Origin of the sequence: Nonomuraea sp. GTA35 (assembly GCF_041950525.1) — a bacterium.
Classification (GTDB): Bacteria; Actinomycetota; Actinomycetes; order Streptosporangiales; family Streptosporangiaceae; genus Nonomuraea.
Map to the genome: position 1 here is coordinate 122,607 of NZ_JBGNUV010000019.1, position 13,685 is coordinate 136,291.

The 13,685-nt window shown below is 72.7% G+C and carries 14 protein-coding genes; 11 read left to right on the forward strand and 3 right to left on the reverse strand.

The window, feature by feature from the left end:
- Positions 1 to 76 precede the first annotated feature (76 nt).
- The 11 genes from ACBJ32_RS51940 (at position 77) to tsaD (ending at position 9,708) form a co-directional block, all read left to right on the forward strand.
- Positions 77 to 1,483, forward strand: a complete 1,407-nt coding sequence (locus ACBJ32_RS51940; protein ID WP_375133195.1) for a PhoX family phosphatase — start codon at positions 77 to 79, stop codon at positions 1,481 to 1,483.
- A 12-nt stretch (positions 1,484 to 1,495) separates the two neighbouring features.
- On the forward strand, positions 1,496 to 1,846 hold the full coding sequence (locus ACBJ32_RS51945) for a holo-ACP synthase (protein WP_357886271.1): 351 nt from the start codon (positions 1,496 to 1,498) through the stop codon (positions 1,844 to 1,846).
- 9 nt (positions 1,847 to 1,855) lie between these two features.
- Positions 1,856 to 3,307 (forward strand): NAD(P)H-hydrate dehydratase, encoded by a 1,452-nt coding sequence (locus ACBJ32_RS51950; RefSeq protein ID WP_375133196.1) that lies wholly within the window; start codon positions 1,856 to 1,858, stop codon positions 3,305 to 3,307.
- 53 nt (positions 3,308 to 3,360) lie between these two features.
- On the forward strand, positions 3,361 to 4,521 hold the full coding sequence (alr, locus tag ACBJ32_RS51955; RefSeq protein ID WP_375133197.1) for an alanine racemase: 1,161 nt from the start codon (positions 3,361 to 3,363) through the stop codon (positions 4,519 to 4,521).
- 19 nt (positions 4,522 to 4,540) lie between these two features.
- Positions 4,541 to 5,593 carry an alpha/beta fold hydrolase gene (locus ACBJ32_RS51960; protein ID WP_375133198.1) on the forward strand — a complete coding sequence of 351 codons (1,053 nt, stop codon included), beginning with the start codon at positions 4,541 to 4,543 and terminating at the stop codon, positions 5,591 to 5,593.
- Positions 5,593 to 6,051, forward strand: coding sequence for a tRNA (adenosine(37)-N6)-threonylcarbamoyltransferase complex ATPase subunit type 1 TsaE (tsaE, locus tag ACBJ32_RS51965; RefSeq protein WP_375133199.1), 459 nt, complete (start codon positions 5,593 to 5,595; stop codon positions 6,049 to 6,051). Before ACBJ32_RS51960 ends, tsaE begins: the two co-directional genes overlap by 1 nt.
- Before the next feature lie 169 nt (positions 6,052 to 6,220).
- Positions 6,221 to 6,943 carry a hypothetical protein gene (locus ACBJ32_RS51970; protein ID WP_375133200.1) on the forward strand — a complete coding sequence of 241 codons (723 nt, stop codon included), beginning with the start codon at positions 6,221 to 6,223 and terminating at the stop codon, positions 6,941 to 6,943.
- Positions 6,944 to 6,947: 4 nt separating this feature from the next.
- Positions 6,948 to 7,490: a class F sortase gene (locus tag ACBJ32_RS51975; RefSeq protein WP_357886280.1), complete on the forward strand. Its 543-nt coding sequence runs from the start codon at positions 6,948 to 6,950 to the stop codon at positions 7,488 to 7,490.
- A gap of 103 nt (positions 7,491 to 7,593) precedes the next feature.
- The gene (gene tsaB, locus ACBJ32_RS51980) at positions 7,594 to 8,241 is read left to right on the forward strand and encodes a tRNA (adenosine(37)-N6)-threonylcarbamoyltransferase complex dimerization subunit type 1 TsaB (RefSeq protein ID WP_357886282.1); all 648 of its coding nucleotides are present in this window, start codon (positions 7,594 to 7,596) and stop codon (positions 8,239 to 8,241) included.
- Positions 8,242 to 8,252: 11 nt separating this feature from the next.
- Positions 8,253 to 8,684: a ribosomal protein S18-alanine N-acetyltransferase gene (rimI, locus tag ACBJ32_RS51985; RefSeq protein WP_357886463.1), complete on the forward strand. Its 432-nt coding sequence runs from the start codon at positions 8,253 to 8,255 to the stop codon at positions 8,682 to 8,684.
- Positions 8,677 to 9,708, forward strand: a complete 1,032-nt coding sequence (gene tsaD, locus ACBJ32_RS51990; protein ID WP_375133201.1) for a tRNA (adenosine(37)-N6)-threonylcarbamoyltransferase complex transferase subunit TsaD — start codon at positions 8,677 to 8,679, stop codon at positions 9,706 to 9,708. Before rimI ends, tsaD begins: the two co-directional genes overlap by 8 nt.
- Here the strand turns inward: tsaD and ACBJ32_RS51995 are convergent.
- The 3 genes from ACBJ32_RS51995 to ACBJ32_RS52005 form a co-directional block, all read right to left on the reverse strand.
- A complete protein-coding gene (locus ACBJ32_RS51995; RefSeq protein ID WP_357886286.1) occupies positions 9,689 to 10,075 on the reverse strand; it encodes a hypothetical protein in 387 nt (128 codons plus the stop codon). The genes tsaD and ACBJ32_RS51995 overlap by 20 nt on opposite strands.
- A 90-nt stretch (positions 10,076 to 10,165) precedes the next feature.
- Positions 10,166 to 12,049 carry a hypothetical protein gene (locus ACBJ32_RS52000; protein ID WP_375133202.1) on the reverse strand — a complete coding sequence of 628 codons (1,884 nt, stop codon included), beginning with the start codon at positions 12,047 to 12,049 and terminating at the stop codon, positions 10,166 to 10,168.
- Positions 12,050 to 12,245: 196 nt separating this feature from the next.
- Positions 12,246 to 13,427 carry a methyltransferase domain-containing protein gene (locus tag ACBJ32_RS52005; RefSeq protein WP_375133203.1) on the reverse strand — a complete coding sequence of 394 codons (1,182 nt, stop codon included), beginning with the start codon at positions 13,425 to 13,427 and terminating at the stop codon, positions 12,246 to 12,248.
- Positions 13,428 to 13,685: the final 258 nt, after the last annotated feature.

The window sequence follows — 13,685 nt, forward strand, 5'->3', positions numbered from 1 at the left end:
GGAAGGAAGATGGGTCTTGGCGAAACGGGCGTGCAACGGCTGACCGGCGGCTACTGTCCCCGACGGGAGGTATTCCGTGGACCGTCGTCGCTTCATCTCCAACGTCGTCGCCGGGATCGCCGGGCCCTTCGCGGGCGTCGCGTGCGCCGGCGCGAAGGGCGGGGCCGACCCCGTGCGCGGGTACGGCCCGCTGCGCCCCGTACGCGACCTGCGTGACGGGAAGGCGCGGCTGCACCTGCCCGACGGGTTCAGATACCGCTCGTTCAGCGTGGCGGGTGACAGGTACAGCGACGGGTCCACCGTGCCGGGCAAGCACGACGGCATGGCCGCCTTCTCAGGCCCCAAGGGCAGCGCCGTCCTCATCCGCAACCACGAGGTCGACGGGCCGGTGGGCGCGTTCGGCGACAGGCGCAAGGCCTACGACCCGATGGCCGGGGGCGGCACCTCGACGCTCCAGGTCACCCGCTACGGCGAGGTGATCAGGAGCGCGCCGTCGCTGAACGGCACGATGATGAACTGCTCGGGCGGGCCCATGGCCTGGCGGGCCTGGGTGAGCTGCGAGGAGACGGTCAACGGCCCCGACGTGGTGAACGACCGCTCCGGCGACGACAACTCAAGGCTCACCCGCAAGCACGGCTACCTCTTCGAGGTGCCGGTCGCCCGCGCCGCCACGGCCAGGCCGATCCGCGCCGCCGGGCGCTTCCCGCACGAGTCCGCCGCCTTCGACCCCTCCTCGGGCGCCATCTACCTGACCGAGGACAACTACTCCTTCCCCTCCGGTTTCTACCGTTACCTGCCGCCCAAGCACCCGATCCTGGCCGGGCGGCTGCTCGACGGCGGCCGGCTGCAGATGCTCGCCGTGGACGGCACCGACCGCGCGGACCTGTCGAAGGGACAGGAGCCCGGCGCCGCGTACGGGACCACCTGGGTGGACATCGACGACCCCGACCCCGACTTCACCGGCAGGACCGCCTACGACGAGGCCGCCCAGGCCGTGGGCAGGCAGGGCAGGAAGAAGGGGGCGGCGATCTTCGCCCGGCTGGAGGGTGCGGTGCACCACCACGGCACCGTGTACTTCGTCTCCACCCAGGGCGGGGCCACCGCGCCGGGCGAGCGGGCGCCCGACGGGTTCGGCGACGGGCGGGGGCAGGTGTGGGCGTACGAGACGTGGAGCGGGCGGCTCAGGCTCGTCTACGAGTCGCCGCGCTCGTCGGTGCTCGACCTGCCCGACAACGTGACGGTCAGCAGGCGCGGCACGCTGGTGCTGTGCGAGGACGGCGGCGAGGACAACTACCTGCGCGGGCTCACGAAGAGCGGGGAGATCTTCGACTTCTGCCGGCTGCAGCCCATCGCGGGTGACGACGGCGCCGAGTTCGCCGGCACCACGTTCGGCCCCGGCGGTCACACGCTCTACGTCAACCTGCAGGCCAAGCAGGGCATGTCCATCGCGATCTGGGGGCCGTGGGAGCGCGGGCCGTTCTAATAGATTGGGACGATGATCCTGGGTATCGGCGTGGACGTCGTGGACATCGCCCGTTTCGAGGCGGCGCTGGAGCGTACGCCGCGGCTGAGGGAGCGGCTGTTCACCGAGGGCGAGCGGCCGCTGCCGGTGCAGTCGCTGGCCGCCAGGTTCGCCGCCAAGGAGGCCGTGGCCAAGGCGCTCGGCGCGCCCAAGGGCCTCGGGCACCTGGAGGCCGAGGTGCACTGTGACGAGCTGGGCAAGCCCGAGCTGCGGGTCTCCGGCAAGGTGGCCGAGGTCGCGTACGGGCTCGGGGTCAAGCGCTGGCACATCTCGCTCAGCCACGACGCGGGCGTGGCCGTGGCCTACGTGATCGCGGAGGGATAGCTTCGGATCATGCGTACCGCCTACACCGCCCACCAGATCCGGGGCGCCGAGCACGCGCTCATGGCCCGGCTGCCCGAGGGCACGCTGATGCAGCGGGCCGCTGTCGGGCTCGCCGCCGTCTGCGCCGACCTGCTGGGCCGGGTCTACGGCAGACGCGTGGTGCTGCTCGTCGGCAGCGGCGACAACGGCGGCGACGCCCTGTACGCCGGCGAGCGGCTGGCCAGGCGCGGAGCCCGGGTGGACGCCGTGCTCGCCGGGTCCAGGACGCACGAGGCAGGGCTGCGCGCGCTGCTCGACGCCGGCGGGCGGGTCGCCGAGGCGTCCGCGATCGAGCGGGCCGACCTGATCGTCGACGGGCTCGTGGGCATCGGGGCCGCGGGCGCGCTCAGGGAGCCGTACGCGCGGCTCGCGCAGGAGGCCAACGCCGCCCGCGGCGCGGTCGTGGCCGTGGACGTGCCCAGCGGGGTGGACGCGAGCAGCGGGCAGGTGGCGGGGGCCGCCGTCCGGGCCGGGGTGACCGTCACCATGGGGGCGTACAAGACGGGGCTGCTGGTCGACCCCGGCGCCGCCTTCGCCGGGGACGTCCGGCTGATCGACATCGGACTGGGGGAGTACCTGCCGGATCCCGACGTCGCGGCGCTCACCGCCCGCGACGTGGCCGGCCTGGTCCCGCGCCCGGGCGAGGAGTCGGACAAGTACCGCAGAGGGGTGCTGGGCGTCGCGGCGGGCAGCGACCTGTTCACCGGCGCGGCCGTGCTGGCCGTGGGCGGCGCGCTGCGGGGCGGCGCGGGCATGGTGCGGTACGCCGGCCGCGAGGCGCCGCTCGCCCAGGTGCGCGCGCACTGGCCGGAGGCCGTGGTCACGCTCCTCGACGAGCCCTCGATCGAGCACGTGGGCCGGGTGCAGGCGTGGGTGCTCGGCCCGGGGCTCGGCACCGACGACTGGGCGCACGAGCTGGCGGCCAGGGTGCTGGCCACCGACGTGCCCGTGCTGGTCGACGCCGACGGGCTGACCCTGGTGGCCAGGGACAGAGAGCTGCTGCGGCGGGCGGCACCTGTCCTGATCACCCCGCACGCGGGCGAGCTGGCCAGGCTGATCCGCGCCGACCGCGCCGGCATCGAGGCGGCCCGGCTGGAGCACGCCCGGCGGGCGGCCGCGGAGCTGGGCGTGACCGTGCTGCTCAAGGGCTCGACCACGGTGGTGGCCGAGGACGGGCGGCCGGCGCGGGTGAACGTCACCGGCACGCCCTGGCTGGCCACCGGCGGCACCGGCGACGTGCTGTCAGGGCTGGCGGGCGCGCTGCTGGCCCAGGGGCTGAGCTGCTACGACGCCGCCTCGTGCGGCGCCTACCTGCACGGGCTGGCCGGGCACCTGGCCGCCGACGGCGCCCCGCTGGCCGCCGCCGACGTGGCCACCGCCGTTCCCGCGGCCATCCGTACCGTGACCAGCGCAGGCTCGTGATTCCCGGTGGAAAACCGGACTCGGTCACGAGCCGGAGCTGCCACACTGGAAGGATGTACTCTCCAGTGGCCACGCCCGCTCAGGCGCGGGTCGATCTGGCCGCCATCAGGCACAATGTCGCCCTGCTCAAGGAGCGGGCGGGCGGCGCGGAGGTCATGGGCGCGGTCAAGGCCGACGCCTACGGGCACGGGCTGGTGCCCACGTCCGCGGCGGTGCTGGAGGGCGGGGCGAGCCGGCTCGGCACGGCGTTCGTCAGGGAGGCGCTGGAGCTGCGCGCGGGGGGCGTGACCGCGCCGATCCTGGCCTGGCTGATCACCCCCGGCGAGCCGCTCGACGAGGCGCTGGCCGCCGACGTCGAGCTGTCGGCCGCCGACGTGCGGCTGCTCGACGAGATCGCCGCCGCCGCCAGGCGCGCGGGCCGCGCCGCGAAGCTGCACCTGGAGGCCGACACCGGCATGAGCAGGGGCGGCGCGCCGCTCGCTGCCTGGCCGGACCTGCTGGCCAGGGCCGTGGAGCTGCGGGCCGAGGGCGTCGTCGAGATCGTCGGGCTCTGGTCCCACTTCGCCTGCGCCGACATCCCCGGCCACCCGTCGATCGCGCAGCAGCAGGAGGCGTACGAGACGGCGCTGAAGCTGGCCGACCAGGCCGGCGCGGCCGACTCCGGCGTGATCAGGCACCTCGCCAACTCCGCCGCCACGGTGACGCTCCCCGGCACGCACTACGACCTGGTCAGACCCGGCATCGCGATGTACGGCCTGAGCCCCATCCCGGAGCTGGGCGACTTCGGCCTCAGGCAGGCCATGACGCTGACGGCCAGGATCGGTCTGGTCAAGCGCGTCACCGAGGGCGCGGGCGTCTCCTACGGGCACCTCTACGTCACGGGGCACGAGACCACGCTTGGTCTGGTGCCCCTCGGGTACGCGGACGGCATCCTGCGGCACGCGACGGGGCGGGCCGAGGTGCTGGCGGGAGGCCGTCGCAGGCTGATCGCGGGCCGGGTGTGCATGGACCAGTTCATGATCGACATGGGCGATGACCCGCTGTCGGCCGGTGACGAGGTCGTGCTGTTCGGGCCGGGTGACGGGGGCGAGCCGACCGCTCAGGAGTGGGCGGATACTCTCGGCACGATCACGCATGAGATCGTGACCAGGATCGGTTCGCGCGTGCCACGGGTTCACGAGAACGTGACGCAGGGCACTTCGCGTCGGGCATGAGCGGAGAAGGATCGGGGACATGACGACGACGCCAACACGGCGCAGGGTAGGGATCGCCGGCGCGCTCGTCGGCGCGGCTTCCGCCGGTGTCGCGGCGGCGGCGCTGGCCAAGCGTTACGCGGTGGGCCGGATCAGGCTGCGCCCCGACCACGAGGCGAGCGAGCCGTTCGGCGAGCTGCGGGGCAGGGAGCGCACGCTCGTCACCTCCGACGGCTACGCCCTGCACGTCGAGATCGACGGCCCCGAGGACGCGCCGCTGACCGTCGTGCTCTGCCACGGCTACTGCCTCAGCCTGGAGTCCTGGCACTACCAGCGCAAGGACCTGCGCGAGAACTACCGGCTCGTGCTGTGGGACCAGCGCTCCCACGGCCGCTCCCAGCGGGCCGACGCCGACGACTGCTCGATCGACCGGCTGGGCGCGGACCTGGCCGAGGTGATCGAGCAGTTCGTGCCCGGCCCGTGCGTGCTGGTCGGCCACTCCATGGGCGGCATGACGATCATGGCGCTGGCCGACCGCCACCCCGAGCTGTTCGGCGACAAGATCCGCGCGGCGGCGCTCATCGCGACCTCGGCGGGCAAGCTGGCCGAGCTGACGCTGGGCCTGCCCGCGATGTTGTCCAAGGTCGTGCACAAGGTGGCTCCCGGCACGGTGTCGCTGCTGGGCAAGCGGGGCTCGTGGATCGACAGGACCCGCCACGCGGGCAGCGACATCGCCTTCCTGATCACCCGCCTCATCGGCTTCGGCGACTCGAAGAACGTCAGCCCCACCGTGGTCGACTTCGCCGAGTCGATGATCAGGGCGACCCCGACCGAGGTGGTCGCCAACTTCTACCCGGCCCTGATGAACCACGACAAGCTCGCCGCCCTCCACGTGCTCGACCCGGTGCCCACCGCGATCGTGGTCGGCGACCGCGACTGGCTGACGCCGCCCGACCACAGCAAGGCCATCGCCGCCGCGCTGCCCAAGGCGCAGCTCACCGAGGTGCCGGAGACCTCGCACCTGATCCAGATGGAGCGGCCGGGCATCGTCAACGACACGCTGCGCGACCTGCTGAAGAGGGTGGAGATCTAGTGCGGCTCGCGACCCCCGACGACATGCGGGCCTACGGCGCCCGCCTGGCCGCCCGGCTGCGCCCCGGCGACCTGCTGGTGCTGTCCGGCCCGCTCGGCGCCGGCAAGACCACGCTCGTCCAGGGCATCGCCGAGGGGCTCAAGGTGCGCGGCCCGATCACCTCGCCGACGTTCGTGATCGCCAGGGTGCACCCGTCGCTGCGCGAGGGGCCGCCGCTCGTGCACGTGGACGCGTACCGGCTCGGTGGCGACCTCGAGGTGGACGACCTCGACCTCGACGCCTCGCTGGAGGAGTCGGTCACCGTCGTCGAGTGGGGCGAGGGGCTGGTCGAAGGGCTGGCCGACGACCGGCTGGAGATCCACATCGACCGCGAGACCGGCGACGAGGCCCGGCTCGTGACGCTGCGAGGCGTGGGCCCCAGGTGGGCCGACACGCCGTCTGATCCGCTACAAGACTGAAACGTCCGTCAACGCACGGTAAAGCTGGCACCCTTGACGTACCAGGCCAACGATATAAATCATGATCGTTGGTCAGGGATTCCCCCAGATTTTCTGGGTATCAGGACGAGCGAGTTCACCAAATGTGGTGGATGCTGGGGTGCAAGACGGCGGAGTGGGGTGCGGGCCGGTGCTCAGGGTCAGGCGTGTCGCGTACGCGGGAGCCATCGTCATGGTCGGTCTGACCGGCTGCTCCGCCTCGGCGGAGACCAATCCAACAGGCACACCCACCCCGACAGCGTCGACACCCGGCCCCGGCACCCCGACGGGCTCCCCGGCCGGCACCCCGACGGGCACCGCCACCACCACGATCACCAGCAGCCCACGGCCGACGACCACCACGACCAGGCAGACCATCTCGGTCCAGCTCAACCCCGACCGCGTCACCGCGGGAGAGACGTCCAGGGTCTGGATCCTGGCCAACTGCCCCGTCCCGACCGGCGGCCCGGCCCACACCGGCACCGCGACGTCCAGGGCGTTCATCAACGGCGTCACGCTCAACCCGGTCCCCGCGGCCTCGCTCAGCCCGTCCCCGACCGCCACCACCGGCTCGCCCTGGGTGCGCGGCGAGGCGCAGGTGTCCGGAACGATCCGGCGCGGCGAGTACCGCGTGGACGTCAAGTGCGACGGCACCAACGACATGGGCAGGGCCACGCTGCGGATCGTCGCGGCCGAGTCCGAGGAGCCGGACAGCACCGTGCCCACCAGGGCGCCCAGGGCGGGCGGCGGAGGCACGTACGCGCAGGACGCCGCCGAGGAGTCGTCGATCCCGTTCGGCCCCGCCGGCGTGCTGATCGCCCTGGCACTGGCCGGAGGCATCGGCTTCGCGGTCAAGCGGCGCAACCGGGCCTAGCGCCGTGGCCCGCCCGGGACGGGTGGTGCTCGCCGGCGCCATCACCGGTCTGGTGCTGGTCGCGTTCGGCAGGGGCATGCAGACCGGCACCACCACCACGCCCGCCGCCGACGTCGTGCCCAAGAGCATCGACATCCCCTCGATCGACGTCGAGGCCCCGCTGATGGAGCTCGACCTGCTGAAGAACGGCGAGGTCGAGCTGCCGCCGTACGAGAAGCCGAAGGTGGCCGGCTGGTACACCGGCAGCGCGGTGCCCGGCGAGAAGGGCGCCTCGGTGATCATCGGCCACGTCGACACCAAGACCGCCCCCGCCGTCTTCTACAAGCTCAGGCAGTTACGCAAGGGCGAGACCGTCAAGGTGGAGCGCAGCGACGGCAAGGTCGTGGAGTACAAGGTGGACTCCATCGAGCAGGTGCACAAGGACCGGTTCCCGGCCCAGCGCGTCTACGTCGAGGACGGGCTCAAGCTGGTGACGTGCGGCGGCAAGTTCGACTACGCCAAGGGCGAGTACCTTGACAACGTCATCGTGTACGCGTCCGAGGTCTGAGAGCGGATGAGCAGCGCGGCCGCCAGCAGGCGTACGGGCCGGGCGTAGGGCCTTGCGGCGTACCGGCCGGGTGAGACCCTCGCGGCGGGTAGGCTAAACAGTCGTGCTGGTCCTGGCCTTTGATACCGCGACGCCCGCCGTCACCGCCGCGCTCCACGACGGGGAGCGCGTGCTCGCCGAGTCGACCACGATCGACGCCCGGCGCCACGGTGAGCTGCTCGTGCCCACCATCGAGGCCGTGCTGCGCGAGGCGGGCGTGCCGCTGCGCGCGGTGACGGCCATCGTGGCGGGCAGCGGCCCCGGCCCCTACACGGGGTTGCGCGTCGGGCTGATGACCGCGCAGGGCCTGGCCACCACGCTGGGCGTGCCGGCGTACGGCATCTGCACGCTCGACGCCGTCGCCTACGGCAGCGGGCTGTCCGAGCCCTTCCTGGCGGCCACCGACGCGCGGCGCAAGGAAGTCTTCTGGGCGCGCTACTCCGACCACCGCACGCGTGCGGACGGGCCCTTCGTGGACCGGCCCGCCGACGTGCCCGCCGAGGGGCTGCCGGTCGTGGGCGCGGGCGCGCAGCTCTACCCCGACCTCCTGGGTGGCGGCCTCGACCTGCCGCTCTACCCGTACGCGGGCGCCCTGGGCGCGCTGGCCGCCGAGCGGCTCGGCGCGGGCGTGCCGCTCGACCCGCCACGCCCCATCTACCTGCGCAGACCCGATGCGGTGGTGCCGGGCGCACCCAAGAGGGTGACGGCGTGAAGCTGCGCACGATGACCGAGGCCGACCTGCCTGCGGTCATGGCGATCGAGCGGGCCACGTTCCCGCTCGACGCGTGGAGCGAGGGCATGATGCGCGGCGAACTGGCCGAGATGCCCCGCACCCGCCACTACGTGGTGGCCCTGGTGGGCGACGAGATCGTCGCCTACGCCGGGCTCGCCGCCGCGGGCGACCAGGCCGACGTGCAGACCATCGCGGTGCTGGACAGGCACCAGGGCACGGGCATCGGCGGCGCGATGCTGACCGAGCTGCTGGCCGAGGCGGCCCGCAGGGGCGCGCGGGAGATCTTCCTGGAGGTACGCGCCGACAATCCGCGCGCGCAGGCGGTCTACCGGCATTTCGGGTTCGAGGAGATCGGCACCCGCCGCCGCTACTACGACGACGGCACCGACGCGATCATGATGAGAAGGAAGCTTGGTGACTGACGCACCCCTGGTCCTCGGCATCGAGACGTCCTGCGACGAGACCGGCATCGGCATCGTCAGGGGCCACACGCTGCTGGCCAACACGATCGCCTCCAGCATGGACGAGCACGCCAGGTTCGGCGGCGTGGTGCCCGAGGTCGCCTCGCGCGCCCACCTGGAGGCCATGACGCCGACCGTGGAGGCCGCGCTGGCCCAGGCCGGGCTGAAGTTCTCCGACGTCGACGCCATCGCCGTGACGGCCGGCCCCGGGCTGGCGGGGGCGCTGCTGGTGGGCGTGGCGGCGGCCAAGTCGTACGCGCTGGGCCTGGGCGTCCCCCTCTACGGCGTCAACCACCTGGCCGCGCACGTCGCCGTCGACCAGCTCGAGCACGGGCCGCTGCCCAAGCCGTGCATCGCGATGCTGGTCTCGGGCGGCCACTCTTCACTGCTGCTCGTGCCCGACGTGGCCGAGGACGTCATCTCGCTGGGCTCCACCGTCGACGACGCGGCCGGCGAGGCGTTCGACAAGGTCGCGCGGGTGCTGGGCCTGCCGTTCCCCGGCGGCCCGCACATCGACAGGGCCGCCAGGGAGGGCTCCGGCACGGCGATCGCGTTCCCGCGCGGCAAGCTCGACGACGGCACGCTCGACTTCTCCTTCTCCGGGCTCAAGACGGCCGTCGCGCGCTGGGTCGAGGCCCGGGAGGCGTCAGGCGAGTCCGTCCACGTGCCCGACGTGGCGGCCTCCTTCCAGGAGGCGGTGGTGGACGTGCTGACCCGCAAGGCCCTCCAGGCGTGCCGCAAGTACGACGTGCACGACCTGCTGATCGGCGGCGGCGTGGCGGCCAACTCGCGGCTGCGCGCGCTGGCCCAGGAGCGCTGCGACGCGGCCGGCGTACGGCTGCGCGTGCCCAGGCCGGGGCTGTGCACCGACAACGGCGCCATGGTCGCCGCCCTCGGCTCCGACCTGGTCGCCGCCGGTGTCACGCCCTCGACGCTGGAGATCCCCGCCGACTCGTCGCTGCCGATCACGACCGTGCACGTGTGAGCTCGCGCCTGCGGGAGAGCACCCGCAGGCGCAGCGCCAGGGCCACCGCCGCCAGCACCGAGAACAGGCCGAGCTGCCACCAGTCGTCGTCGCTGCCGCCCAGGTGCCGGTCCAGCACGTGGTTGACGGCGTGGAAGGTGTTGGTGAACACGTATCCGGCCAGCACCACCGCGATCACGTCGCGCCACCACAGGGCGCACACCATCATCATGCCGATGCCGATCTGGAAGACACCGGCGTCGTGGAGGAAGTGCTCGTGGTTGGGCCAGTTGGCCCACGCGGCGAAGCTCGCCGGGTCGATCCGCATCCACACGCCGGTGACCAGCATCGTGGCCGCCGCGACGACCACTGTGATCTTGATGAACATCCGTCGCTCTCCCTTCGGGTCCGAGCAACGGACGGTCATGACCGCGCGAACGTGACAGCCGCGCCTGTGAGCCTCCTCACAGGCGCGCGGTCAGTCCTTGGCCCTGGTCGGACGGAGGAGGGCCTCGGCCAGGGCCAGCATGGTCTCCTCCAGCGCGTCCAGCCGCTTGCTCAGGTCGTCCGCGGCAGGCTGGACGATGCCGGTCACCGTGCCGGCCAGCTCGTCACCGTCGGGCCGGGCCCTGACCAGCTCGGCGAGCGCCTCGGTGGCGGCGGTCAGGCGCTCGGCCTGCTCGCCCACGTGCGCCTGGAGCACCTCGCCGACCCGCTCCGGGATGGCCAGGTCGGCGGGCAGCCGGCTCACGCACCCGGTGACCGCCTCGATGCGCTCGTCCACCGACTCCAGGTGCTCGCTCGCCTGCTCGGCGCGCGCGGCCAGCCCGTTGAGGTGGGTGTCGAAACCGTGGAAGCGGGTGTCGAGGCCGCCGAGGTGGCCGTCGATGGCGTCGAAGCGGCTGCTCAGGTGCTCCTCGGCCTCGACCAGCCGCTCGTCGATGGCGTCCATCTGGTTGTCGAGCTTGTTGAAGCGGCCCTCGTTGCGGGTGGCGAGCTCGGCGGCGTGCTGGTCGGAGGTGGACATGCGCTCGTCGAGCGAGGAGAAGCGGGCGTCGATGCGTACGTCGAGCGCGTCGAACCGGTCGTCGTGGCGGCCCAGGTGGCCGTCGAGGGTGCCCAGCCGCTTGTCGACCGCGCCGAGCTGGCCGTCCATGGAGACGAGCCGCTTGTCCACGCCGCTCATGCGGCCGTCGAGGCCGTCGATCCTGGTGTCGATGTCGGCCAGGCACTCGTCGGCGGACTCCAGCCGGCTGTCGAACCCGGTGAGCCGGGAGTCGAGGCCGGTGAGCTTGCCCTCGGCCCTGTCGAGGCGGGCGTCCACGCCGCTGAGCCGGGCCGTCAGGCGCTGCTCGCTCTCGCCGAGCTGCACGGCGAGGTGCTGGTCGGCCTCGTCGAGCCGGGTGGTCAGGCGCTGCTCGACCCCGGCCAGGCGGCCGGTGAGCGCTTCGTCGGCCTCCTTGAGCCGGCTGACGAGGCGCTCGTCGGCCTCCAGGAGTGCCGTGGCGAGCCGCTGGTCGGTCTCGTCGAGCCGGGTGCCGAGCCGCCGGTCCGTGTCGTCCAGGCGGGCGCTCAGCCGCTCGTCGGTCTCGTCCAGCCGGGCGGTGAGCCGCTGGTCGGTGTCGCCGAGCCGGGCGGTCAGGCGCTGGTCGGTCTCGTCGAGGCGGGCGCTGGTGCGCTGCTCCGCGGCCTCCACCTTGGCCGCGAGCTGCTCGGCGGTGCCGGCCAGGCGCTCGGTGACGCTCTCGGACAGGTCGTTGACGACGTCCTCGACCCGGTCGGTGCGGGTGGCCAGCTCGGCCATCGACTTGTCGAGCCGGGTGAAGCGGCTGGCGGCGGCCTCCATGCTGGAGTTGAGGCCGGCCAGCAGGGCCGCGAAGTCGGACATGCCCTTGGTGATGCCGTCGGTGGTGTCGAGCACCGACTGCAGGCGCTTGAGCGCCTCGTCCACGCTCTCGCCCACCGTGCCCACGTCGGCCCACAGGCTCGGCAGCTCCGCCACCGGGGTGACCCGGGCGTCGACGTGACCGACCTTCTCGCCCACGGCGTCGACGTGGTCGCGCACGGCCTCCACGTGCTGCGCCAGGCCCTCCGCCCACATCGGGGGCTTGGCGGAGATCTCGTCGAGCCGCCCGCTGACCGTCTCCAGCGCGCCGCTGAGGCCGCCCAGCTCGCGCTCGCGCACCTCGCGCAGCAGCCACTCCATGCCTTCGAGCCGCTGGCGGATCTCGTCGAGCACGGCGCCCTGGGTGCGTTGCTCGTAGACATGGTCCTGGGCGGCACGCGCGAGCAGGTCTCGCATCCTCTTGGGGACGGCGTCGTAGCCGTTTGGGAGAAGGGCGGCGTGGTTGGAATGGTCCACCGAAAGCTCCTTCGCTCGCCGACGGTCTGCCGCGCAGCGGTGGGATAGGTCCGGTTTTATCGATGAAGGGTGAGAGCGCGGTCAACCGCAATGGGGCGGAGAACTCCTCGCCCGCCCACCTTAGCCTTTCGATCAAGGTCCGTCAGGGGTGAATTGAAAGATCGCGATTAACGCACGGATGCCCAGGTTCGGTGATTCAGGCAGGTGGGGAGGGCTTGCACAGGATTACCGAGGGTTTGTCGGCAATTCTGGTAAGCATGATCACCAGGGATTTGTCGCCCTTGAGGCGCAAATCCGTGCGTAGGCGCTCGATGTCCACGGCGGAGCCGCGCTTTTTGATGGTGACATTGCCGATTTGTCGGTCGCGGAGGGCGGCGCGGAGCTTTTTCAGGGAAAAAGGAAGAATGTCGTCGACTTCGTAGGCGGCGGCCCACGGGGTGTCCACCGGCTCGTCGGACGTGACGTAGGCGATCATCGGGTCGAGCAGCCTGCCGCCGACCAGCTCGGCCACCTCGCCGACCAGGTGCGCGCGGACGGCCGCGCCGTCGGGCTCGTAGACGAAGCGGCCCGGCGCGCCGACGGGGGCCCGCACGCCGGTGGCGGACAGCGTGTGGCCGCCTGGCAGCAGGGTCGCCCGCCTGCCCCCGCCGTCCTGGGCCCCGGTCCACAGGGTGGCCTCCTTGACCTCGCCCTTGTACGAGATCCACTCGGCCTCGGCGCCCTCGGGGATGAACTCGTACGGGATGCCGGGGGCGACCTTGAGGCAGGCCAGGCGTGCCCGGGAGATCAGGCCGAGCACCACGGGCCAGGGCGGCGAGTAGGCCATGGGGTCGAACGTCCGGCCCCGGCCCGTCCGCCTGGCCGGGTCGGCGAACAGCACGTCGTGGTCCTCGGGCCGGACGTCCGCCGCGTCGGCCACGGTCACCGTCGCCCGGCCTGCCAGCCCGAACGCCTCGGCGTTGGCCCTGGCCACCGCGACGGTCAGCGGGTCGGTGTCCACGGCGGCCACGGTGCAGCCGGCGCGGGTCAGCGCGAGCAGGTCGCCGCCGACGCCGCAGCAGGCGTCCACGACCCGGGGCGCCCGCCCGCCGTGCAGGGCGAGCAGGCGGCGGGCGCGGTGCTCGGCGGCCTCCGCCCTCGTGGACTGCTCCAGGCCGTGCGGCGTGAAGAACATCCGCCCGGCGTCCGCGCCGAACTTGGCCCTGGCCCGCTCCCTGAGCCCGGCCTGGGTGAGCGCCGCGGAGGTGAGCGCCGCGTCGTACGTCCTGCGCAACGTGGTGGCGGCGACCACCGGGTCGGCGCCCGCCAGTTCCTCGGCCTCCGCCAGCGCGCGCCTGCCGCGCGGGGTCAGCAACTCGGTGAAGGCGTCGAGGTCCACGTCACCAGACGTTAGCGCCACGCCGGAGCGGACACGCCTGCGGGCGGCGCGGGCACGGCGTGGTGGCGGCGTGATGGCGGCGTGGTCGCGGCGCGGTGGCGGCCGGGACGTTCGCGCACGTGGGAGACTGGAGCGGCCCGGCATGCCCGCGAAGCGGGTCTGATCGCTCTCAGCAGACGCGTTCGTGTTGACTGTCAAGCCCCTCTTGCATATGTTTCCTGTTGGCACTCTCCCCTTGAGAGTGCCAACGTGCGACGA